This window comes from Streptosporangium sp. G12 (genome assembly GCF_052983175.1).
Map to the genome: position 1 here is coordinate 71,134 of NZ_JBRIQO010000033.1, position 23,293 is coordinate 94,426.

Consider the following 23,293-nt stretch of genomic DNA (forward strand, 5'->3'; position numbering starts at 1 on the left):
ACCATGGTCAACCTCAAGGCGGGTGTCGCCCTGGTGGCCGCGCTCGCGGTGCTCGTCGCCTGCGGCGGCACCGAGAAGGCGGCGGAGACGCCCGCCGCGGACGGCCCCCGCGTCCTGAAGCTCTGGTACTACGAGGGCGCCGACAGCGCGATGGGCAAGGCCTGGACCGAGGCCGTCAAGCGGTTCCAGGCCACGCACCCCGGCGTGACGGTGAAGTTCGAGGAGAAGGCGTTCGAGCAGATCCGCCAGTCGGCGGGGATGATCCTCAACTCGGACGAGGTCCCCGACGTGATGGAGTACAACAAGGGCAACGCCTCGGCCGGCCTGCTGTCGAAGCAGGGCCTGCTCACCGACCTCACCCCGGAGGTGACCAAGCGGGGCTGGGACAAGCTGCTCAGCCCCTCCATCCAGACGACCGCGCGATACGACGAGCGCGGCGTCATGGGCGCGGGCAAGTGGTACGGCGTCCCCAACTACGCCGAGTACGTGATGGTCTACTACAACAAGGACGCGTTCGAGAAGGCGGGCGTGAAGGTGCCCACGACCTTCGAGGAGTTCACCGCCGCGCTCGACACGTTCGCCAAGGCCGGGACCACCCCCCTCGCCGTCGGCGGCGCCGAGTACCCCGCGCAGCAGATCTTCTACCAGCTCGCGCTGAGCAAGGCGCAGCGGCCGTGGGTGGACGCCTTCCAGCTCTACAAGGGCAAGGTCGACTTCAAGGGCCCGGAGTTCAAATACGCGGCCGACACCCTCGCCGACTGGGTGAAGAAGGGCTACATCGGCAAGGACTCCGCCGGTATCAAGGCCGAGGACATGGGCGTGTCCTTCATCGGCGGCAAGTATCCGATCATGGTCACGGGCAGCTGGTGGTACGGCCGCCTCGCGAGCGAGATCAAGGACTTCGAGTGGGGCTCGTTCCTGTGGCCGGGCAACACGATGAGCGCCGGGTCCAGCGGCAACATGTGGGTCGTCCCGGAGAACGCGAAGAACAAGGACCTGGCCTACGACTTCATCGACATCACGATGAGCAAGGACATCCAGAACCTGCTCGGCAACTCCGGCGGCATCCCGGTGGCCGCCGACACCGCCGCGATCACCGACGGGAAGAGCAAGGAGCTGATCGAGAACTTCAACACGCTCTCGACCTCCGACGGGCTGGCCTTCTACCCCGACTGGCCGGCGCCCGGCTACTACGACGTCCTCGTGTCGGGCGTGCAGAACATCATCAACGGCACCAAGACCTCCGACCAGGTTCTGGACGAGATCGCCGCGCCGTACGAGGAGAACCTCGCCGACCTCGGCAACTGACCCCCCCTTCGCGCCCCGTGCCGTGACGCCGTCATGTCAGGTCACGGCGCAGGGCGTACGTACGGAGACAGAGAGGAGACCTCCGATGCAGAGGTCTCGCGACCGCGGGTACCGGGTGTTCCTGCTGCCGAGCGCCGTGCTGTTCACCGCGGTCGTCGCGGTGCCGTTCCTGATGAACGTCGGGATCGGGTTCACCCGGTGGCAGGGGGTCGGCGACCCGCGGTGGATCGGGCTGGACAACTACGCGAGGCTCGTGGCCGACGCGCGGTTCTGGACCTCCTTCCGCAACAACGTCGCGCTGATCGTCGCGATGGCGGTCGTCCCCACGCTCATCGGCCTGGTCCTCGCGGCGGCCCTGTTCGACCACGTGAGCAGGAGGTTCGGCCCCCGGACCGCCGGGGCGCTGCGGGCCGCGTACTACCTGCCGCAGGTGCTGCCGGTCGCGGTCGCCGGGATCGTCTGGGGCTGGATCATGCACCCGCGTTTCGGGGCGCTCAACGAGCTGCTCGGGGCGCTGGGGATGGAGCCGAGGAACTGGCTCGGCGACCCGGCCTGGGCATTGCCGAGCGTGATGGCGATCATGGTGTGGTTCCAGATCGGCTACCCGGTCGTCATCTTCATGGCCGGGCTGCAGCGGGTCGACCCCGCCCTGTACGAGGCCGCCGAGATGGACGGCGCGTCGTGGTGGCGCAGGTTCTGGCACATCACGACCCCGCAGATCCGGCCGGAGATCTACGTGGTCCTGCTGACCTGCACGATCGCCGCGCTCAAGGTCTTCGGGCCGATCTTCGTGCTCACCAGGGGCGGACCTGGCGGGGCCACGCTCGTGCCGTCCTACTTCAGCTACCAGAACTTCTTCGAGAAGGCCAACGTCGGGTACGGCGCGGCGATCGCCACCGTGCTCACCCTCGTGATCATCGCGGTGACGGTGTTCTTCCTGCGGGTTCAGGACAGGGAAGCATGATCCGGAAATACTCGGTCCTGATCTCGCTGGTCGTACTGGCCGTCGCGATGCTGGTGCCGTTCGCCATCGTCACGCTCAACGCGTTGAAGTCCCCGGCCGACTACTCCTCGGGCGGGCCCCTCGGCCTGCCCTCGGAGCTCTACCTCGACGGGATCGTCGAGTTCTGGAACCGGGTCGACTTCGGCGGCAAGCTGTGGAACAGCCTGCTGATCAGCGGCTCGGTCGCGGTGCTCGCCACGGTGCTGTCGGTGCTCAACGCCTACGCGCTCGGCATCGGCAGGGTGCGCGGCCGGATGTGGATCCTGGTCCTCTTCCTGGTGGCCAACACGCTGCCGCAGGAGGCGCTGGTCTACCCCCTGTACTACCTGGCCAAGCAGGTCGGCCTCTACGACACCCGGCTCGGGGTGATCATCATCTTCACGGTCATCCAGAGCGCCTTCGGGACGTACCTGCTCGCCTCGGTGCTCGGCCGCTTCCCGCGCGAGATCCTGGAGGCCGCGGCCCTCGACGGAGCGGGCAAGTGGCGGGCCCTGTGGCAGGTCGTCGTGCCGATCAGCAGGCCGACGCTGAGCGTGCTGCTCGTCTTCTTCTTCATCTGGACCTGGAACGAGTTCTTCCTGCCGCTGGTCTTCCTCATCTCGAACGAGAACCAGACGGTCCCGGTCGCGCTGGGCGTCCTGCAGGGCGACAAGATGATGGACGCGACGATGTCCAGCGCCTCGGCGCTGCTCGGCATCCTCCCGGCCGTCGTCTTCTTCCTCATCTTCCAGCGCACGCTGACCCGCGGCGTGACCGTCGGCGCCGTCAAGTGACCCCTCCCGGCCTTCCTCGGCACTCCCCCGACGCCGTACGCCGCTCGGGGGCGGACGGCGTCCCGTTCGACTCCCCCTGACCTGGAGGCGAGATGTCGTTATCCACCACGTCCGTCGCGGCGATGGCCGCGACGGCCCTGACCCTGGGATTGTGCGCGGTCCCCGCCCACGCGGCCCACGAGCGATCCCCCGTCCGTACAGCCCACGAGTACCCCTTCCGCGACCCCGCGCTCCCGCTGGACAAGCGCGTCGACGACCTTCTCGGCCGCCTCACCACGGCGGAGAAGGTCTCCTGGCTCCACCAGTACCAGCCCGCGGTGGAGCGGCTCGGCATCGGGCTGTTCAAGACCGGCACCGAGGCGCTGCACGGCGTCGCCTGGTCCACCGACGTCGACAACGGCGGGAACGTCGTGACGGCGGAGGGCACCGTGTTCCCGCAGGCCGTCGGCCTGGCCAGCACGTGGAACCCCGACCTGGTCAAGAGGGTCGGCACGGCCGTCGGGGAGGAGGCCAGGGGCTACCACGCGGAGAACCCCCGCCTGTGGGGCCTGCAGCTGTGGGCGCCGGTCGTCAACCCGCTGCGCGACCCCCGCTGGGGCCGCAACGAGGAGGGCTACTCCGAGGACCCGCTGCTCACCGGCGCGATCTCCACCGCGTACGGCTCGGGCATCCAGGGCGACGACCCCGACCACCTGCGGGCGGCCCCGGTGCTCAAGCACTTCCTGGGCAACAACAACGAGGTCCGCCGCGACACGACCTCCTCCAGCCTGCGCCCGCGCGTCCTGAACGAGTACGAGTACCCGGCGTTCAGGACCGCGCTGGAGGCGGGCGCGGCCACCGGCGTGATGACCGCGTACAACCTGGTCAACGGGCGGCCCGCCACGGTCACCGACCTGAACTCCACCGTCAGGGCCTGGACGGACCGGCCGGTGTTCAACGTCTCCGACGCCGGGGGGCCCAACAACCTGACCGGCTCCCAGGGCTACTTCGCCACCAAGGCCGAGGGCGCCGCCGCCATGCTCAAGGCGGGCGTCGAGAGCTTCACGGTGGACAACACCGACGGCGCCCCGACGGTGGCCGCGGTGAACGAGGCGCTGGCACAAGGGCTGCTCACCCAGGCCGACCTCGACACCGCCGTCCGCCGCATCCTCGGCGTCCGGTTCCGGCTCGGCGAGTTCGACCCGGACGGCGGCCCGTACGGGAAGATCACCAAGGACGTGGTCGACAGCCCCGCGCACCGGAAACTGGCCCGGCGGACCGCGGCCGAGGCGGGAGTGCTGCTGAAGAACTCCGGGGGGACCCTGCCGCTGCGCCCCTCGCAGAAGGTCGCGGTGGTCGGCCCGCTGGCCGACACCCTCTACACCGACTGGTACTCGGGCAGGCTCCCGTACCGGGTCACCCCTCTCGACGGGATCGGGGAGCGGGCCGCCACGGTCACCTCCGAGGGCGTCGACAGGATCGCGCTCAAGTCCGGCGGCAGATACCTCACCGCGGGCACAGGGGCGGGCGCGGACCTGCGGCTCTCGGGAACCTCGGCGGGCGCGACCGAGCAGTTCGACGTCTTCGACTGGGGCCAGGGGATCGTCACCCTGCGCAGCGTCGCCAACGGAAAGTACGTCAGCCGCGCCAACTGGTCCACCCTGGTCAACAACCAGGAGCAGCCCACCGGCTGGTTCGTGCAGGAGCAGTTCACGCTGGAGGCGCAGGCCGACGGCACGACTCTGCTGCGCTACGCGGGCTACGAGACCGCCTACGACTGGTTCGGCCAGAACAGGTACGTCAAGGCGGCGGACGACGGCACGCTCGGCCTCACCGTCGCCGAGAACGCCACCCGATTCGAGAAGGAGGTCGTGCGCAGCGGCGTCGCCGAGGCCGTCGCGGCGGCGAGGAGCGCCGACGTGGCGGTGGTCGTGGTCGGCAGCATGCCGTTCATCAACGGCCGCGAGGACCACGACCGGACCGACCTCGGCCTCGCCGAGGGGCAGCGGGCGCTCGTGGAGGCGGTGCACGCGGCCAACCCGAACACGGTCGTGATCCTGGAGAACAGCTACCCGACCACGATCGACCGGCTGCAGGAGAAGGTCCCGGCGATCCTGTGGACCACCCACGCCGGAGCCGAGACCGGCCACGCCCTGGCCGACCTGCTGTACGGCGACGCCAACCCGGCCGGACGCCTCACCCAGACCTGGCCCAGGGCCGGCACGCCCCTGCCGGACATCCTCGACTACGACATCGTCAAGACCGGCTCGACCTACCTGTACTCGACGCGGAGCCCGTTGTACGCCTTCGGCCACGGGCTGAGCTACACCACCTTCGGCTACCAGGGGCTCAAGGCCGTGGCGAAGGGGGACGGGCACGAGGTGAGCGTCCGCGTCACCAACACCGGCTCCCGGGCGGGCGACGAGGTCGTCCAGCTCTACACCCACCAGCACGCGTCCCGGGTGGAGCAACCGGTCAGGCAGCTGCGCGGCTTCCAGCGGGTGAGCCTGGCCCCCGGGGAGTCGAAGGTCGTGAGGCTCACGCTCAGGACCGCGGACCTGGCCCTGTGGGACGTGACCAAGGGCCGCTTCGCGGTGGAGCCGTCCACCCACGACGTCATGGTCGGCTCGTCGTCCGACCGGATCCGGCAGCGCGTGACCGTACGGGTGGACGGCGAGCGCATCCCGGCCCGCGACCTCACCCGCGTCACGCGCGCCGCCGACTTCGACGACTACGCGGGCGTCGAGCTGGTCGACGAGACCAAGGTCCGCGGCGACGCGGTCGGGGCCTCGGCGGGTGAGTGGATCTCCTTCGAGGACGCCGACTTCCGCGCCGGGGTCACCGGCGTGCGGCTCGGGGTCGCGGCCACCGCGGCCTCCTCCGTCGAGATCCGCCTCGGCTCCCCGACCGGCAGGCTCGCCGGGACCGTGCCGGTGACCGCCACCGGCGGGACCCACTCGTGGGCCGCGGTCACCGCCCCCGTCTCGGGCGTACGCGGCGGGCAGGACGTCTACCTGGTCTTCCGGGGCGCCCTGCGGATCAAGGACGTGGCCTTCACCCGCTGACCGTCTCCCCGTACGGCTCGTCCCTCCGTGCGGCCCGTTCCCCGCCGGGGACGGGCCGTACGGCGCGCGGGACGACATCCTGCTCGCGAGCGGGATGTCAGGAGTTCGAAGCCCTGGACTCCCCGCCCGTCAGACCAGGTCAGAGGATGCGCCCCGGCCTGGGTTTCGCTGTCCGCACCGCCTGCCCGCGCCGGTCGCCGCCGTGGTGGCCGGCGCGGGCAGGCGGTGTCGTGCCGCTCGTCGCCGCTCTACCCGCCCGCCATGGCCCCCACGACCATGAACGGCTCGGCCCCCGTCGCGACCGGCTCGGGCAACGGGGTGTCGGGCGGCTCGTGGGACAGGTCCTGCTCGCAGGCGAAGAACCGCACGAACGGGCGGCGCCGCTGGGTGACGTGATCGCGGATCGTCCCGCGCAGCATCGGGTAGCGGGCCTCGAGCGCGTCGAGGACCGAGCGCTGCGTGGCCTGCCCCTGAACGTGGAGCTCCACCTCGCCGCCAACACTCGCGAGGTTGCGCAGATGCGCCGGAAGCACCACGCGGATCATGGCAGCGTCTGGACTTCGACGGACAGCACGGCCGGGAGGTCCCGGGCGATGGGAGCCCAGCTGTCGCCGGCGTCGGCCGAGGCGTACACCTGCCCGCCGGTGGTGCCGAAGTAGACGCCGCACGAGTCCAGCGTGTCGACGGCCATCGCGTCCCGCAGCACGTTGACGTAGCAGTGGCTCTGCGGCAACCCCCTGGTGAGCGGCTCCCACTCGTTTCCGCCCGTCCGGCTGCGGTACACCCGCAGCTTTCCCTCCGGCGGGTAGTGCTCCGAGTCGCTCTTGATCGGCACGACGTAGACGGTGTCCGGCTCGTGCGCGTGCACGGCGATCGGGAACCCGAAGTCGCTGGGCAGGTCACCGCTGATCTCGTACCACGACCCGCCGGCGTCGTCGCTGCGCATGACGTCCCAGTGTTTCTGCATGAAGAGCACCTCCGGGCGCGACGGGTGCATCGCGATGTGGTGGACGCAGTGGCCGACCTCGGCGTCCTGGTCGGGGATGCCCTCGGAGCGCAGACCGCGATTCATCGGCTGCCAGCTCTTGCCGGCGTCGTCCGTCCTGAACACGCCCGCCGCCGAGATCGCCACGGTGATGCGCCCGGGATCGCGCGGGTCGGGAACGATCGTGTGCAGGCACATCCCGCCGGCACCCGGCTGCCAGGAAGGCCCGGAGCGGTGCTCGCGCAGCCCGGGCAGCTCCTGCCAGCTCTGCCCGCCGTCCACCGTGCGGAACAGGGCCGCGTCCTCGACCCCGGCGTACACCGTGTCCGGGTCGGTCGGGGACGGCTCCAGATGCCAGACCCGGTTGAACTCCCACGGGTGCGGCGTGCCGTCGTACCACTGGTGGGTGCCGGGGACGCCCTCGTACTGGAACTGGTTGCCGACCGCCTCCCACGTCGCGCCGCCGTCGTCGGACCGCTGGATCAGCTGCCCGAACCAGCCGCCGGACTGCGACATGTAGAGCCGGGACGGGTCGGCGGGAGATCCGGCGAGATGGTAGATCTCCCAGCCCCCGAAGTGGGGGCCGCTGATGTCCCACCGCTCGCGCCTGCCGTCCGACGTGAGGATGAACGCGCCCTTGCGCGTGCCAACCAGCACCCGTACACCACTCATCGGCGTTCCTTTCCGAGCCGGTGCCGATCTGGGTCGACACTGCGGCCACGCTCCTGATCGTCCGACCGGGCTCGGAGCCGATTTCGTTCACGACATGTCCGCCACGGCCGTGGCCACCGACGCTACGACAGCCCACCGACAAAATCGCGGCACGCCGAGGTCGTGCGGAAATCCGATTTTCGCGAGTGACGCCATGTGATTCCACACGGCCCGCCCTCACCCGGGTCGCTTTGCGAGTACGTGTCGCAAGGTTTACGAGTACGGGCCTCGGAGGGGGAATCGGCCCCGTCGCCGTGCTGTTTCGAATCATGAACGTCAGGCCGAGTCCCTAGGAGGACAACCATGACGACCACGACTCGTCCCGCCGAGGCGTCGGGCCAGTTCGCCATCGGGGGAGATCTCACCGTCAACCGCCTGGGTTACGGGACGATGCAGCTCACCGGCGAGGGCGTGTGGGGGGACCCGCGCGATCCCGAGGAGGCGGTCCGCGTCCTGCGCAGGGCCGTCGAGCTCGGCGTGAACTTCTTCGACACCGCCGACTCCTACGGCCCGTTCGTCGCCGAGCTGCTCATCAAGAAGGCGCTGCACCCCTACGCCGACGAGCTGGTCATCGCGACCAAGGCGGGGTTCACCCGGCAGGGTCCCGGGCTCTGGACGCCGGTGGGCCGCCCCGAGTACCTGCGCCAGCAGGTCGAGCTGAGCCTGCGCCATCTGGGCGTCGAGCGGATCGACCTGTTGCAGCTGCACCGCATCGACCCGGCCGTCCCCGTCGCCGACCAGGTCGGGGAGCTCGCGCTGATGCAGCGGGAGGGCAAGATCCGGCACATCGGCCTCAGCGAGGTCAGCGTCGAGGACGTCGAGGAGGCGGGCAGGTCCGCGACGATCGTCTCGGTGCAGAACCTCTACAACCTCGCGCACCGCGACGCCGAGCCCCTGCTCGAATACTCCGAGGCCAACGGCATCGCCTTCATCCCCTGGTTCCCGCTCGCCACCGGCGAACTCGCGGCGGAGGGCGGCCCGCTCGCCGCGGCGGCCAAGGAGCACGGCGCCACCCCGTCGCAGCTCGCGCTGGCATGGCTGCTGCGCCGTTCCCCGGTGATGCTGCCCATCCCCGGCACCTCGACGGTCGCCCATCTGGAGGACAACGTCGCCGGTGCGGCCGTCCGGCTGAGCGACGAGGAGTTCGACGCCCTGACCAGGGCGGCCTGAGGGAGCCGGCCCGTCACGGGGACCTCGCGGGAGCCCCGGGAGAGCGCCCGTCGAGGAGGCCGTGGACGCTCGGTTCCATGCCGGCCGCGATGCGGCTCAGCGCGATGTCCCAGGATCGTCGCCGTGGTCGCGCGGATCCGAGCGAGGGGACGGCGGGAAGCGCAGTACCCAGCGGCGCTGCCACGGGGTCTCGACGGCCCGGGGGTGGTGGTGCTCGCGCGCCCAGGCGACGGCGTCGGCCGGGGCCAGGCCGGCCAGGACGGCGAGGCAGGCGACGACCGTGCCGGTGCGTCCGACGCCGCCCCCGCAGGCGACCTCCACCGCGATGCCCGCCCGGGCCCGCTCGTGCAGCGCGCGGATTCGCCGCACGGCCAGATCGTGGTCGCGGGGCAGCAGGAAGTCGGGCCACCGGATCCACGCGTGCGGCCAGCGCAGCTCGCTCTCCCGGCGACGGCGGAGCCGGTCGGAGCCGAGGTACAGGCCGAAGCCGGGCACCGGCCCTCCCGGCGGCGGACGGCGCAGGCCGCGGCCGCGGATCCAGGAGCCGTCCGGCAGCTGGACGGCGCCCACGAGCGGCGGTCCGTTCACCGGCCTGCCTGCCGGGCTGGTCGCCGCGTCGTCCTCGGGGTCTCGCATCGTGTTCTCCCTGTGTCTCTCACCGGGCGCTGCCCAGTCGATGCCGTGCGCGGTGATTGGCGACATTGAGCCGGTTGCCGCACAGCTCGGGCATGCAGTAGACGCGGCGCCCCCCGCGGCTGGTGTCGACGAACACGCCGCGGCAACCGGGGGCGACGCAGGCGCGGAACCGGCCGTGGCCGAGGGCGCGGACGGCGCCGAGCAGCCCGACACCGATGAGCGCGGCCAACTCCTCGGCGGGCGACGCGCCCGGCGCGGTCGGGACGTACCACTGCCACCGCCCACCGGGATCGCGGTCCAGCACCGGGCTGAGATCGGCCCGCCCGGCCAGCACGGCGGCGCCCGCGACGGCCTGGTCCTCCGTCTCGGTCTCCACGACGCCACGCGCCTCCCGGCGCAGCAGGTGAACCTCGCGGACGTCGTCGCCGGTCGGCGGCCGTCCGTCCGCCAGGGCGTCGAGTCGCAGCCCGTGCTCCGCGAGGAAGCGCGTCAACGCCTCCGGGGTCGGCAGGGCGTCCCCGGCCGCCTGCACGGTGGGCGAGGTGTTGGCCAGGTCGCCGGCCACGGCCGCCCCCACCGCGTAGTCGGCGATGGAGATGCGCATGTCTCACCGCCTTCCATGTAACCGATAAAACGAAAATATACCCCTTACATGGAGGCGAAGTCACGGTGACGTCGCGGGCTGCGCCCGAGCCGGCGGGGAGGGTGCGGACCGGTGGCCTGTCAGAAGAAGGCTGGAAATTTTTCGTAAGGCTACTTGCGAACCAGTCTGCCGGTAACCTATAACTGAATTAAGAGGTTTCCGAGAAGGCAGGCTTGAGGATACCTGCCAGTTCACACGGAGGTGGTTACCGATGCTGCTGACGTCGATCGACCCGTTCATCCAGGAGTTCGACCGCCAGTTCGACCGGCTCGCGCGTCAGGCCCTGGGGTCCGGTGACGCCGCCGCTCGCGGGGCCATGCCGCTGGACGGTGTGCGGCGCAAGGACGACGTCCTCCTGAAGTTCGACCTCCCGGGCATCGACCCCGACACCATCGAGGTGACCGTCGACCGCGGGGTGCTCTCGGTGAGCGCCGGTCGCGAGGAGGAGTACGGGGAGGAGGACCGCCTGTTCGTCCGCGAGCGTCCGATGGGCACCTTCACCCGCCGCGTCTACCTGTCCGAGCACCTCGACAGCGACAAGATCGACGCCGCCTACTCCAACGGCGTCCTGGCGGTGCGCATCCCGGTCATCGAGCGGGCCAAGCCCCGCAAGGTCGAGATCCAGAAGGCCGAGAACACGTCCGACCAGAGGTCCATCAAGGCGTGAGGTCCAGGGTCTGACCGACGAACCTCCTCGGGGTGGGTGCCGGATTCCGGCACCCACCCCCGCACGTTTCCCGCCCTGCCACCGTCACGGACCTCCCATGAACTCCAGCGAACCCCCACGAACCCGTACGGGAAAGGAGCGGTGATGGCCCGGTTGCCCTTCGACGACGAGCACGCCCCGCTGTACTCCGTCGGCCAGGTCGCCGACATGCTCGACGTCGAGCAGGCGTTCCTGCGCCGGCTCGACGAGCACGACGTGGTCAGTCCCGCCCGCTCCACCGGCGGCCAGCGGCGCTACACCCGCCACGAGATCGGCGACCTCCAGGACGCCATCCGGCTCGTGGGCGAGGGCATGACCCTCGCCGCCGTCCGCCGGATCTTCACCCTGCAGCAGCAGGTCCGCGACCTGCAGGAGGAACTCGCCAGGGAACGCGCCGCCCGGCGGGAGGACGGCTCCTCCGGGCGGCCGTGACCGCTCACCCCTTGACGGCGCCGATGATCACCCCCTTGGTGAAGTGCCGCTGGACGAACGGGTAGAGGAACAGCACCGGGAGCAGCGCGACGACGATGATGGCCATCTGGATGGCCAGGCTCGGCGGCGGGGCCTGCCCGGTGACGGTGCCGACGCCGGTCTGGCCGACGATCAGCGACTGGCCCTGGAGCACGTACTGGCGCAGCACCACCTGCAGCGGCCACTTGGCGTTGTCGTTCAGGTAGAGGACGGCGTTGAAGAACGAGTTCCAGTAGCCGACCGCGTAGAACATGCCGATGACGGCGGTGACGCCCTTCGACATGGGCAGCACGATGGTGCGCAGGATGCGGAACTCGCTCGCGCCGTCGATGCGGGCGCTGTCGGTCACCTCCTCGGGGATGTTCATGAAGAACGCGCGCATCACCACGAGGTTGAACGCGGTGACCGCCCCGGGCAGGATCAGCGACCAGTACGTGTCGATCAGCCCCAGCGAGCTGACCAGCAGGTAGTTGGGGATCAGCCCCGGGCCGAACAGGAAGGTCAGCAGGATCAGGAACAGCATCGGCCGGTGCAGCAGCGACCCCGGCCGCGACAGCCCGTAGGCGGCCAGCACGGTGACGGTCAGGCTGATCGCCGTGCCGACGAGGGTCACGCCGAGGCTGACCCCGACCGACCGGGTCACCACGCCGCCGGAGAACAGCTCCTCGTACGCGGCCAGGGACAGCCCGCCCGGCACGGTGACCAGGCCACCGGCCTCCGTCACCGCCTCCTGGGTGGACAGGCTGGTCAGCACGACCATGTAGATGGGGAAGAGCACGCACGCGACGATGAGCGTCAGGACGAGCCCCTTGAGGAGCCCGCCGGCGCGGCTGGGCCGCTCGGCCCAGGGGGGAAGAGTCGTCATGATCGTTTGTAGATCCCCTGCTCGCCGAATCGGTGGGCGACCTTGTTGGCCACCAGGATCAGCACCAGCCCCACGAGGCCCTTCACCAGGCCGGCCGCCGCGCCGTAGCTCCACTCGCCGGTCAGCAGCGTGCGCCAGTACACGAACGTGTCCAGCACCTCGGCGGCGTCCCGGCCGACCGCGTCGCGCTGCAGGAAGAACTGCTCGAACCCGACGTTCAGCGCCTCGCCGAGGCGCAGGATCAGCAGCAGCACGATGACCGGGCGCAGGCCCGGCAGGGTGATGTGCCACAGCCGCCGCCAGCGGTTCGCGCCGTCGACGGCGGCGGCCTCGTAGAGGTTCTGGTTGATGGCCGCCAGCGCGGCCAGGAAGATGATCGTTCCCCAGCCGGCGTCCTTCCAGACCGTCTCCGCCGTCACCAGCACGATGAACGTATCCGGATTTGTCATGATGTCGATGCCGTCGTACCCGTGGTCGCGCAGCACCTGTGAGAGCAGGCCCGCACCCCCGAACATCTGCTGGAACAGCGTGACCACCAGCACCCACGAGAAGAAGTGCGGCATGTAGACGATGCCCTGGATGAACACGCGCAGCCGGGGCCGCACCACGCTGTCCAGGAGCACGGCCAGCATGATCGGTACGGGGAAGTAGAAGACCAGCTGGAACGCGGTGATCGTCAGGGTGTTGAGCGTCGCGTCCCAGAAGCTCGCGTCGAACACCAGCCAGTGGAAGTTGTCGAGCCCCACCCACGGGCTGTCCCCGATGCCCACGTACGGCGAGTAGTCCTGGAACGCGATCACGTTGCCGAGCAGCGGGACGTAGTGGAACAGGACCAGCAGCCCGATCGCGGGAAGGGCCATGAGCAGCAGCTGCCAGTCACGTCTCAGGCGCGCGCGGAAGGATCGTGGGCGCGCCCGGCTTGTCCTCGGACCCCTTTTACGGACATCCTTGGAGGTGCCGGCGCCGGCGGGTGAGGTCAGGTCACCCGCCGGCCCGGTCCTTCCTTGATCCCCGGACGTCGTCCTAAGCACGGCCGTTGTCCCGCAGGACCTTCATGTAGAAGTCGCGGGCCTCGTCCCCGCCGTCCCGCCGCCACTCCGTGGCGATCTGCTTGGCGTCGCTCACCGGCCGCCGGCCGCGCATGATGTCGGTGAACTTGTCCTCGGTGGGGACCTGCAGCCCGGAGAACTTCGAGGGCCGCTGGATCCTGATCCCGTCGAACGGGCCCTTCTCCAGGTACGGGAAGCTCGCGTTCTGCCACTCCATGTTGAGCTTGACCGCGTCGGGGAAGGGCCAGTCCACGTACTGCGGGCGCCCGCCGAGGAAGCCGTAGGTGTAGGCGACCTCCTTGCGGTTGAGGTCGGTCTGCACCGGGATGTTGTCCTCGCCCCGGGTGAAGTGCTTTCCCTCCACGCCGAAGTTGGAGAGCTCGTACTCCTTGGTCCCGTACGGCGCCGCGCACCAGTTGAGGATGGAGAGGATCTCCTCCACCTTCTCCTTCGGCAGGCCCTTCTTGACGAAGGTGAAGAGGCCCGCCGCGTTGTTGTGGTACATCAGCGGCGTGCCGCCGTCGTGGGAGAAGAGCGGGAAGGCGCCCAGGCCGAAGTCGGGGTTCTTGCCGCGGTGCTGCTGCAGGAGCTCCTTCCAGCCGCCCAGCCCGTCGCGGTAGATCAGGATCTGCCCGCTTCCGATCAGCTCCTTCTCGTTGGCGCCCTTGCTGCCGGCGACGGTCGGGTGGACCAGTCCTTCCTTGAAGACCTTCCGCATGAACTCCAGCATCAGCTCGAACTCGGGGGTCTCGTACTTGTGGACGAGCTTGCCGCCCTCGTACCGCCACTCCTGCGGGATGCGGAAGGTCGGCCACATCATCTCGTGGATGCTGCCGAACGCCCAGCGCTTGGCCTTGGCGTCGGTGACCTCCCTGCCGAGCTCGAACAGCTCGTCGGCGGTCTTGGGGTTGGTGTTCCAGCCGTTCTTGTCGAACAGGTCCTTGCGGTAGAGCAGCGCGAAGGGGTACGGCTCGGTCGGGAACGGCACCGCCATGAGCCTGTCGTTCCAGACCGACCACTGCCACGCGGCGGTCGGCAGGTTGGCCAGCAGCGGGTAGGGCTTGACCTTGTCGCCCTGCAGGTACGGGGTGAGGTCCTCGAAGGTCTTGTCGACGGCGGTGTTGAAGTCCGCCATCTTGTCGATCTCCCAGCTCGGGATGACCATGATCTCCGGGATGTCCCCGGAGGCGAGCCTGGCGATGGCCTTGTCGGCGTAGACGTTGCCGTCGGTGATCTGGAACTCCACGGTGGCGCCGATGTCGGCGTTGACGGCCTGGAAGTAGGAGTTGCTCGCCAGGCCGGGCGGCGGCGGGCCCCACAGCGGGGTCATGGCCTTGTAGGTGCCCCCCTTGCCCGCCTTCTGGGTGAGCGCGGCGGTGGGGGTGGCCGGGTAGGAGGTGAAGCCGCCGCTGACGTCGGGGACCCCCGGAAGGGTGGAGATCGTGCCGGGGATGTCAGGCTTGATGCCGGGGAAGGCGGTGTAGGTGGGGGTGAGGGACGTCAGCTTGTCCGCCGCGGCGGCCGTGGCGCCCCCGCTACCGGGCCGGGGGCCGGTCGGGGCGGAACACGCGCCCAGCAGACCGCCGCCCGCGACCATCGCGGCGCTCAGTCCCACCAGCCCGAGGAATCCACGGCGGCTGGTCATCGCGCCCGGGGGAAGATCTTTCACGGGGCGCTCCCTTCGTTGTTTCGAGACGGATCCGGGGTGTCGTGGGGAACGGCTCCGGGGTAGAATTAGTTAGTCTTTCGACCAAACAAATTAGTCGAGGGTGGCCGCCGCCACAAGGGACCGCCGATCGCGGGGCGCCGGGGAGCGGTCACGGATTGGTGAACGATGGGGCATGATGGGGCCAGCCTGGCCGAGCGGGAGCGGGACTCACCTTGATCACATCTACGACTGACCCGCGGCCGGCCGACTTCGCCGACGTGCGGGCCACCAACCTCGCCGTCGTGCTGAGGTTCGTGCGAGAGCACGCGCCGTGCTCGCGGGCCGACATCGCGGCGTCCACCGGTCTCAACAAGGCGACCGTGTCGAGCCTCGTCGCCGATCTGATCGACCGCCGCCTGGTCAGGGAGACCGGCCTGACCGAGAACCGCGTCGGCCGTCCCGCCACGATGCTCGTGCTCGACGGCTCGCCGTACGCGGCGATCGGCATCGAGGTCAACGTCGACTACGTCACCGCGGTCGCGGTGGACCTGTCGGGGGAGAGGCTGCTGTCCTGGCGCAGGTCCTTTTCCGGCGCGGCCGGCACGGCGGGCCAGGCCATGGCCACCGTCGCGGGGATCGTCCGCCGCGTCGTGACCCGGATGGCGAAGGAGGAGCGCCAGGTCCTGGGGCTGACCGTGGGCGTGCCGGGACTGATCGGCGCCGACGGCACCGTGCGCATCGCGCCCAACCTCGGCTGGCGCGACGCCGACCTCTGCGGCGACCTCACCAAGGCCCTGCGCGACCCGGGCTTCCCCGTCCAGGTCGACAACGACGCCAACCTGGCGGCCCTGGCCGAGTACCGCTTCGGCCCGCACGCCGGGACGGCCAACCTGGTCTACCTCACCGGCGAGATCGGCGTCGGGGCCGGGGTCATCCTCGACGGGCGACTGCGCCGCGGCGGCCAGGGGTACAGCGGCGAGATCGGCCACATCCAGCTCGACCCCTTCGGCGCCGAGTGCCGCTGCGGGCGCCTGGGCTGCCTGGAGGCCGTCGCCGGGATCGGCGCGGTGCTGGAACACGCCGCGATCTCGCCCGCCGAGGTCGAGATCGAGCTCGACGAGGTGGTGCGGCTGGCCCGCGCGGGCGACGCGCGCACGCTCGCCCTCCTGAGCTCCGTGGGCCACAACCTCGGCAAGGGCGTGGCCCTGATGACCAACCTGCTCAACCCCGAGGTGGTCATCCTGGGCGGTTACTACGTGCCGCTCGCCCCGTGGCTGCTGCCCTCGGTGGAGGCCGAGACCCGGGGGCGCACGATCGCCCCGGACGCCGGGGGCTGCCGGGTCGTGGCCTCCACACTCGGGTACGGGGCGGCCGCGCTGGGAGGCGCCGCCCGGGTGCTCGACTCGGTGGACTCCGGACGCCTGCCGCGGGTCTCGTGATCCGCCGGCCCGTGTCCCGCTGACGCCGCGACGGACACCGTGCCGGACGGACGCCGCCTGGGATCCACGCTGTTTTCAGCTGGTTTCACGATGCTCCCGGCGGATCTCCTGACCCGGATCCCGAGGGCCCGGGTCGCTCACAGGCGGTCTTGCGCTCCGGCTTCCCGGTGGAACGCAACCGTTTGCCGCCGCCTCTTGACCTTGGCCGCACAGGAGTGCACCCTTCAGGGAAGCTCCGTTCGAAACACGCGCGAAACGGACGCCGGAGCGCGCGGGTGAGACGGAGTTTTCCCTGACCGATTGTCGAAGCGCTTCGACTGAGGCGTCCTTCCAGGTCGGAACCCTGTCGGAACCCCGTCTGCACCCTGTTGGAACCACGTCGGAATCGAAGCGCTTCGACGCTCTCAAAGGGATGGTCCCCGATGAACGAACCGTTCCGTGACCCGGAACTCCCCCTCGCGCGGCGCGTCGCGGACCTGCGGGGCCGGCTGACCCTGGAGGAGAAGATCGGGCTGCTGCACCAGTACCAGCAGCCGGTGGAGCGCCTCGGGGTCGGTCCGTTCCGTACCGGCACCGAGGCGCTGCACGGCCTCGCCTGGCTCGGCCCGGCGACGGTGTTCCCGCAGGCGGTCGGGCTGGCCAGCACCTGGGACCCCGACCTCGTCCGGCGGGTCGGCGAGGCGACGAGCGACGAGGTCCTGGCCTTCCACCACAAGGATCCGGCGGGGGCGGGACTCAACGTCTGGGCCCCGGTCGTCAACCCGCTGCGCGACCCCCGCTGGGGCCGCAACGAGGAGGGCTACTCCGAGGACCCGTGGCTGACCGGTGTCATGGCGACGGCGTACGCCTCCGGCCTTCGTGGGAGCGATCCCACGGTGCTGAAGACCGCGCCCACCCTCAAGCACTTCCTCGGCTACAACAACGAGACGGACCGCTGCGTCACCTCCAGCGACCTGCCGCCCCGCGTGCTGCGCGAGTACGAGCTCCCGGCCTACCGGCCCGCCCTGGAGAGCGGCGCCGCGGTCGCCGTGATGCCCTCCTACAACCTGGTCAACGGCCGCCCGGCCCACCTCAGCCCGCTGATCGGCGAGGTGCTGCGGGCCTGGGCGCCCGACGACCTCCTCGTGGTCAGCGACGCCTACGCGCCCGCCAACCTCACCGGCCTGCAGGGCTACCACGACGACCTCCCCGAGGCGTACGCCCACGCGATCAGGGCGGGGCTCGACAGCTTCACCCAGGACGACGACCGCCCCGAGGCCACCCTCGGCCACCTCCGCGCCGCGCTGGAGCGCGGCCTGCTCACCGAGGCGGACGTCGACGCCGCCGTACGGCACACGCTGTCCGTCCGCTTCCGGCTGGGCGAGTTCGACCCCTCCACCCCGTACGACGACATCACCGAGGCGGTCGTCAACTGCCCCGAGCACCAGAGCCTGGCCCGCGAGGCCGCCCGGCGCTCGATCGTGCTGCTGAGCAACGACGGCGTCCTGCCGCTGGACGCCTCGGTGCGCAGGATCGCGGTCATCGGCCAGCTCGGCGACACGCTCATGGAGGACTGGTACTCCGGGACCCTCCCGTACGCCGTCACCGCCCGCGCCGGGCTCGCCGAGCGGTGCGAGACCGTCTTCTGCGAGGCCGTGGACCGGATCACCCTCTCGGTGGACGGCGGCGCGGAGGGCGTGAACGGCCGTCACGTCGTCGCCGACCCCGACGGGGGTCCGCTCGGGGTCGGCGACGAGCCCGGCCTGTTCGACCTGTTCGACTGGGGCGGCGGCTGCTACGCCCTGCGGGCCGTGGCGACCGGGCGCCACCTGTCCGTCGACGACGACGGGGTGCTGGTCAACGACCAGCCGGGTCCCAACGGCTGGGAGGTGCGCCAGACCTTCCGCACCGAGGACCGCCCCCGTGGCGCGCTCGCGCTCCGGCACATCTCCACCGGCCGCTACCTCGCCCTGGACGGCGAGGTCTTCCGCCTGGCCGCCGACGCCGACGCCGCCGCCTGGTTCACCGTGGAGCGGGTCGTGCGCGGCGCCGAGGCCGCCGCCGCGCTCGCCGCGACCGCGGACGTGGCCGTGGTGGTCGTCGGCGACCACCCGCTGGTCAACGGCAGGGAGACCGAGGACCGCCTCGACCTCGCGCTGCCCGCCGCGCAGCAGGCCGTGGTCGCGGCGGTGCGCGAGGCCAACCCGAGAACCGTCATGGTGATCAGCAGCGGCTACCCGGTGACCTGGGACATCGACGACCCGCCCGCGGTGCTGTGGTCCTCGCACGGGGGCCAGGAGTACGGGCACGCGCTGGCCGAGGTGCTGTTCGGCGACGCCGCCCCCGAGGGGAGGCTCACCCAGACCTGGTACCGCTCGGCGTACGAGCTGCCCGACCTGTTCGACTACGACATCATCGCCTCGGACGCGACCTACCAGTACTTCAGGGGAACCCCGCTCTACCCCTTCGGCCACGGCCTCGGCTACACCACCTTCGACTACGCCGACCTGGCCGTCTCGGTGGAGGGCGGCGACGGCAGGGTCACCGCCTCGGTCACCGTGACCAACACCGGTTCCCGCGAGGGGGTGGAGGTCGTCCAGATCTACACCCGCCAGCGGCGCTCCCGGGTCAAGCAGCCGCTGCGCCGCCTGCGCGGCTTCGTCAAGGTGCGCCTCGCCCCCGGTGAGAGCACCCGGGTCGACTGGGGCCTCGACATCGCGGAACTCGCCTTCTGGGACGTCACCAGGGGCCGGTTCGTCGTCGAGGACGCCCCCCACAAGATCATGATCGGCCGCTCCTCGCGGGACATCCGGCTGTGCGCCCCCTTCCACGTCGACGGCGAGCGGATCCCGCCGCGCGACGCCCTCGCGGGCCCGATCGCCGCCGTGGACCACGACGAGTACGACTCGGTGACGTTCGTGGACGCGGCCAGGGTCTCCGGCGACGCCGTGCGGTCCACCGCCGAGGGGGCCTGGATCGTGTTCCGCGCGGTCGACCTGGGGGAGGGGGCCGCCTCCTGCGCCGCCGTCGCCGCCGGAGAGGAGGGCGGAGTGATCACTCTGCGCCTGGACGACCCCCTCTACGGACCCGTCGCCGGCGACCTCCCCGTCCCCCGCGCGGGCCGCCACGACCTCGTCGAGGTGCGCACCGGACTTGCGGAGGCGAGGGGAGTCCACGATCTTTATGTGGTGTTCGAGAATGCGGGGATCACCGTCGCCTCCCTGAGCTTCGGCGAGGCCGGGTGAGCGGGCGGGCGGTGACCATCAGCGAGGTCGCCAGGCACGCGGGGGTCGCGGTGAGCACGGTGTCGTACGTGCTCAGCGGGAAACGCGCGATCTCGGCCGACACCCGGCGCCGGGTGCTCGACAGCGTGCGGGTCCTGGGATACCACCCCAACGCCGGGGCGAGGGCCCTGGCCAGCAAGCGCGCCAACGTCATCGCGCTGGTCCTGCCCCTGAGGGCCGGGGTGCACGTCCCGGTGCTGATGCAGTTCGCCACCTCGGTGGTCACCGCCGCGCGGCGCTACGACCACGACGTGCTGCTGCTCACCGCGGACGAGGGCTCCGACGGGCTCCGCAGGGCGGCGGCGAGCGCGCTGGTCGACGGGCTGGTGCTGATGGACGTGGAGCTCCACGACAGCCGGGTACCGCTGTTGCGGGAACTCGCCGAACCCAGCGTGCTGATCGGGTTCCCCGCCGCCTCGGCCGGTCTGACCTGCGTCGACCTCGACTTCGCGCGGGCGGGCGCGCTCTGCGTGGAGCACCTGGCCGAGCGCGGGCACCGGGAGGTCGCGCTGCTCGGCGCGCCCTCGGTCGTCTACGAGCGGGGCACCGGCTTCGCCCGCCGCACCCGGGAGGGCTTCGCCGCGGCCGTGGCCGAGACCGGCCTGACCGGGGTGGCCCTGCCGTGCGAGGAGAACTTCGACCAGGTGTCCACCGCGATCGCCGGGCTCCTCGACGCCAGGCCGCGCCTGTCCGGGCTGGTCGTGCACAACGAGGCCGCGGTCGGCCACGTGCTGGGGGCACTGCGCCAGTACGGCAGGCGGGTGCCCGGCGACATCGCCGTGGTGGCGATCTGCCCCGACGACATCGCGGAACGCGCCAGCCCGCCGCTCACCTCGGTGCTGATCCCGGCCGAGGAGGTGGGCCGCCAGGCGGTCCGGCTGCTCATGGAGAAGCTCGAAGGCCGCGCCGTCCCCGACGGCACCCTGCTCCAGCCGAGACTCACCGTTCGCGACAGCACCTGACCGGCCGTCCCCGACGGCATCCTGCTCCGGCCGGGACTCACCGTTCGCGACGACACCCGACCGGGAGTCCTCCGTGACGCCGACGGGCGCGCTCCCCTCCCGGAGAGCGCGCCCGTCGGCGTCACGTTCGTTCCGTCCTGCCTGTCCTGCCGATCGGCTCGCCGTGGACGGCTACCAGTCGCCCCCGCCGAAGTCTCCGCCGCCGAAGTCGCCTCCGCCGCCGAAGTCACCCCAGCCGCCGCCGCCGAAGTCGCCTCCGCCGCCGCCGAAGTCGGTGCCGCTCTCGGCGCCGCCGCCGTAACCGCCGTAGCCGAAGCCGCCGCTCATCATGCTGCCCATCATCGTGCCGACGAGCATGCCGGTCATGACGTCGCCGAAGCCGCCGTAGTAGCCGTAGGCGTAGGGCTGGTAGGCCGGTCCCGCGTCGTAGTACGGGCGGCGCTGGCCGTTGACCATGACCTCGCGCGTCTGCGGCTCGAAGCCGCGCTCGACGGCCTCGGCGTCGGCCGCGCAGGCGGGCACGTCGCGCAGCGCGCCGCCGGGCGGGGCCCAGCGCACGTCGCGGGCGGAGGGGCCGTGCTGCGGGTTGAAGAAGCACGGGGAGCGCCGCTCGGGCACCGGCTGGTGGTTGACGCGCGCCTTCACGCAGGCGAGGGCGTAGCGGCCCTCCTCCAGCGCGGTGGTCACGCCGCGGAACTCGTCGGGGCGCTTGACCGCCGCGAGCTCCACCTTGGCACGCTCGTAGGAGTCGAGGGCGCGCTGCCAGTCCTGCTGGTGGTCGCCGCCGTCGTTGAGCAGCTTCACGTCGGTGTCGAGGTCGGTGATCTCCTCACCGAACTTGGTGACGTCCTCGTCCACGGTCTGCTTGACCGCGGCCAGCTCGGCGGCCTCGCGCTCCTCACGCTGCTTCTTCTTCTTGCGGGAGTAGAGGAAGATGCCCGCGCCGCCGGCCAGGGCCAGCACCAGGATGCCGACCAGCACGCCCCCGCTGGAGCCGCCGGAGGAGCCGGAGGAACCGGACGGGGCACCGGCGCCGACGGCCGCCTCGTCTGCCAGCTTGACGAAGTTGATCACGTTGTCGGTCGGGCTGCCGGTGGTCTTGGCCCGTCCGAGCAGCTCGTCGACGTCGACGCCCCTGACGTTGGTGACGCCGAACGGGGTCTTGCCGCTCATCACCAGGACGGTGGACTTCGACCCGACGCCCTTGAGGAGCGAGCTCAGCAGGGTCCTCGCCTGGGACTGGCTGCTGATCGAGCCCTCGGGCAGCATCGCCACGTAGACGGAGGAAGTCTGGTCGGCCGCGCCGCGCATGGCGTCGACGGCGTTGGGGGGCAGCCCCGCCGCGGGATCAACGTAGAAGTTGTCCCCGTCCTTCAGCTCCGAGACGATCGCACTTGGATCTGGCGCCGCGGCGTGGGCCGCCGGGGCGATCATGAACATGGCCAGTAGCCCGGCGAACAATGCCATGATCGTGGCACCGAAACGACCTGGCGCGGCTTTTGTGGTGGTCACGGCAGAAAGCCTCCTTCGTCCTGAAGACGAATGAGCGGGCGGCAGAGTTCCCTACCCCTCGACCGTATCCCCTCACGGCCCGCGTCAGGCATCTCTCGGGCACCCGGTATCCGATCGTCGTGCCTGCCCCGGCCCGCGGGCGCGCTCAGGCGTCCTTGATCTCGCAGATCGTGGCGCCCGAGGTGATGCTCTGGCCGACCGACGCGGCCAGTCCCGTGACGGTGCCCGCCTTGTGGGCGGCGAGGGGCTGCTCCATCTTCATCGCCTCCAGCACGACGATCGTGTCACCGGCCGCGACGGTGTCGCCGTCGGCGGCCACGACCTTGACGATCGTGCCCTGCATCGGGCTGACCAGCGAGTCCCCGCTCGTGGCCTTCCTGGCCACCCCGCCGCCCCGGCGCGGCGCCTTCGAGGCACGGCCCGCGGCCGCGCTCCCGCCGCTCCCGGCGCTCCCGGCGTTTCCCGCGGCGAACCCCGGGGGAAGCACCACCTCCAGCCGCTTGCCGCCCACCTCGACGGTGATCCGCTCCCGCTCGCCCGGCTCCTCGGCCGTGTCCGGCTCTCCCTCGTACGGCGTGATCGTGTTGTCGAACTCGGTCTCGATCCACCGGGTGTGCACCGAGAACGGGGCGCCGGTGAACGCCGGATCAGCCACCACGGCCCGGTGGAAGGGCAGCACGGTCGGCATGCCGCCGATCTCGAACTCGGCCAGGGCCCTGCGCGAGCGCTCCAGGGCCTGCGCCCGGGTGGCCCCGGTCACCACCAGTTTGGCGATCAGGGAGTCGAAGGACTGCGGGACGGTCATGCCCGCCTCGTAGCCGGCGTCCAGACGCACCCCGGGCCCCGAGGGGGCGCTCATGCGCGTGATCGTGCCGGGGGCCGGCAGGAAACCGCGCCCGGCGTCCTCGGCGTTGATCCGGAACTCGATCGAGTGGCCGCGCAGCACGGGGTCGCCGTAGCCGAGCTCCTCACCGTCGGCGATGCGGAACATCTCCCGTACGAGATCGACGCCCGCGACCTCCTCGGTCACCGGGTGCTCGACCTGCAGGCGGGTGTTGACCTCCAGGAAGGAGATCGTGCCGTCCTGGCCCACCAGGAACTCGCA

General features: G+C 70.9%; 19 protein-coding genes. 10 read left to right on the plus strand and 9 right to left on the minus strand.

The window, feature by feature from the left end; genetic code table 11:
- The first annotated feature begins 3 nt into the window (after positions 1–3).
- The 4 genes from ACVCAG_RS38645 (at position 4) to ACVCAG_RS38660 (ending at position 6,128) form a co-directional block, all read left to right on the plus strand.
- Positions 4–1,308: an extracellular solute-binding protein gene (locus ACVCAG_RS38645; protein WP_440087945.1), complete on the plus strand. Its 1,305-nt coding sequence runs from the start codon at positions 4–6 to the stop codon at positions 1,306–1,308.
- Between the two features lie 85 nt (positions 1,309–1,393).
- On the plus strand, positions 1,394–2,272 hold the full coding sequence (locus ACVCAG_RS38650) for an ABC transporter permease subunit (protein WP_440087947.1): 879 nt from the start codon (positions 1,394–1,396) through the stop codon (positions 2,270–2,272).
- Entirely contained in the window at positions 2,269–3,084 is an 816-nt protein-coding gene (locus ACVCAG_RS38655; RefSeq protein WP_440087949.1) for an ABC transporter permease subunit, read from the plus strand. The genes ACVCAG_RS38650 and ACVCAG_RS38655 overlap by 4 nt, the downstream gene beginning before the upstream one ends.
- A 92-nt stretch (positions 3,085–3,176) precedes the next feature.
- Positions 3,177–6,128 (plus strand): glycoside hydrolase family 3 C-terminal domain-containing protein, encoded by a 2,952-nt coding sequence (locus ACVCAG_RS38660; protein WP_440087950.1) that lies wholly within the window; start codon positions 3,177–3,179, stop codon positions 6,126–6,128.
- Positions 6,129–6,376: 248 nt separating this feature from the next.
- Here ACVCAG_RS38660 and ACVCAG_RS38665 read toward each other — a convergent pair whose 3' ends face one another.
- Both ACVCAG_RS38665 and ACVCAG_RS38670 read right to left on the minus strand, forming a co-directional pair.
- Positions 6,377–6,661 (minus strand): MoaD/ThiS family protein, encoded by a 285-nt coding sequence (locus tag ACVCAG_RS38665; RefSeq protein WP_440087952.1) that lies wholly within the window; start codon positions 6,659–6,661, stop codon positions 6,377–6,379.
- An 8-nt stretch (positions 6,662–6,669) separates the two neighbouring features.
- Positions 6,670–7,785: a WD40/YVTN/BNR-like repeat-containing protein gene (locus ACVCAG_RS38670; protein WP_440087954.1), complete on the minus strand. Its 1,116-nt coding sequence runs from the start codon at positions 7,783–7,785 to the stop codon at positions 6,670–6,672.
- 342 nt (positions 7,786–8,127) lie between these two features.
- Here ACVCAG_RS38670 and ACVCAG_RS38675 point away from each other — a divergent pair, with 342 nt between their 5' ends.
- Positions 8,128–8,994 carry an oxidoreductase gene (locus ACVCAG_RS38675; protein WP_440087956.1) on the plus strand — a complete coding sequence of 289 codons (867 nt, stop codon included), beginning with the start codon at positions 8,128–8,130 and terminating at the stop codon, positions 8,992–8,994.
- Between the two features lie 96 nt (positions 8,995–9,090).
- Here the strand turns inward: ACVCAG_RS38675 and ACVCAG_RS38680 are convergent, their stop codons facing one another.
- A complete protein-coding gene (locus ACVCAG_RS38680; protein ID WP_440087958.1) occupies positions 9,091–9,630 on the minus strand; it encodes a phosphatase domain-containing protein in 540 nt (179 codons plus the stop codon).
- A gap of 19 nt (positions 9,631–9,649) precedes the next feature.
- Complete coding sequence (locus tag ACVCAG_RS38685) at positions 9,650–10,234, minus strand: CGNR zinc finger domain-containing protein (protein ID WP_440087959.1); 585 nt, start codon at positions 10,232–10,234, stop codon at positions 9,650–9,652.
- A gap of 250 nt (positions 10,235–10,484) precedes the next feature.
- On the opposite strand from ACVCAG_RS38685, the gene ACVCAG_RS38690 reads away from it, so the two are divergent.
- Positions 10,485–10,940, plus strand: a complete 456-nt coding sequence (locus tag ACVCAG_RS38690; RefSeq protein ID WP_440087961.1) for an Hsp20 family protein — start codon at positions 10,485–10,487, stop codon at positions 10,938–10,940.
- A gap of 144 nt (positions 10,941–11,084) precedes the next feature.
- A complete protein-coding gene (locus ACVCAG_RS38695) occupies positions 11,085–11,411 on the plus strand; it encodes a MerR family transcriptional regulator (RefSeq protein WP_440072622.1) in 327 nt (108 codons plus the stop codon).
- 4 nt (positions 11,412–11,415) lie between these two features.
- Here the strand turns inward: ACVCAG_RS38695 and ACVCAG_RS38700 are convergent, their stop codons facing one another.
- The 3 genes from ACVCAG_RS38700 to ACVCAG_RS38710 are packed head-to-tail and all read right to left on the minus strand — an operon-like array spanning position 11,416 to position 15,033.
- A complete protein-coding gene (locus ACVCAG_RS38700; RefSeq protein WP_440087963.1) occupies positions 11,416–12,315 on the minus strand; it encodes an ABC transporter permease subunit in 900 nt (299 codons plus the stop codon).
- Entirely contained in the window at positions 12,312–13,295 is a 984-nt protein-coding gene (locus ACVCAG_RS38705) for an ABC transporter permease subunit (RefSeq protein ID WP_440087976.1), read from the minus strand. Before ACVCAG_RS38705 ends, ACVCAG_RS38700 begins: the two co-directional genes overlap by 4 nt.
- Before the next feature lie 43 nt (positions 13,296–13,338).
- The gene (locus ACVCAG_RS38710) at positions 13,339–15,033 is read right to left on the minus strand and encodes an extracellular solute-binding protein (RefSeq protein ID WP_440087964.1); all 1,695 of its coding nucleotides are present in this window, start codon (positions 15,031–15,033) and stop codon (positions 13,339–13,341) included.
- A 212-nt stretch (positions 15,034–15,245) separates the two neighbouring features.
- On the opposite strand from ACVCAG_RS38710, the gene ACVCAG_RS38715 reads away from it, so the two are divergent.
- The 3 genes from ACVCAG_RS38715 (at position 15,246) to ACVCAG_RS38725 (ending at position 20,676) form a co-directional block, all read left to right on the plus strand.
- Complete coding sequence (locus ACVCAG_RS38715; RefSeq protein WP_440087966.1) at positions 15,246–16,451, plus strand: ROK family protein; 1,206 nt, start codon at positions 15,246–15,248, stop codon at positions 16,449–16,451.
- A gap of 422 nt (positions 16,452–16,873) precedes the next feature.
- On the plus strand, positions 16,874–19,675 hold the full coding sequence (locus ACVCAG_RS38720) for a glycoside hydrolase family 3 C-terminal domain-containing protein (protein WP_440087967.1): 2,802 nt from the start codon (positions 16,874–16,876) through the stop codon (positions 19,673–19,675).
- Between the two features lie 11 nt (positions 19,676–19,686).
- Positions 19,687–20,676, plus strand: a complete 990-nt coding sequence (locus ACVCAG_RS38725) for a substrate-binding domain-containing protein (protein ID WP_440087968.1) — start codon at positions 19,687–19,689, stop codon at positions 20,674–20,676.
- A gap of 171 nt (positions 20,677–20,847) precedes the next feature.
- On the opposite strand, the gene ACVCAG_RS38730 is transcribed toward ACVCAG_RS38725, so the two are convergent.
- Positions 20,848–22,188, minus strand: coding sequence for a hypothetical protein (locus ACVCAG_RS38730; protein WP_440087969.1), 1,341 nt, complete (start codon positions 22,186–22,188; stop codon positions 20,848–20,850).
- 145 nt (positions 22,189–22,333) lie between these two features.
- Positions 22,334–23,293, minus strand: a 960-nt coding sequence (locus ACVCAG_RS38735) for a biotin/lipoyl-containing protein (RefSeq protein ID WP_440087971.1), incomplete at its 5' end; no start/stop codon positions are given.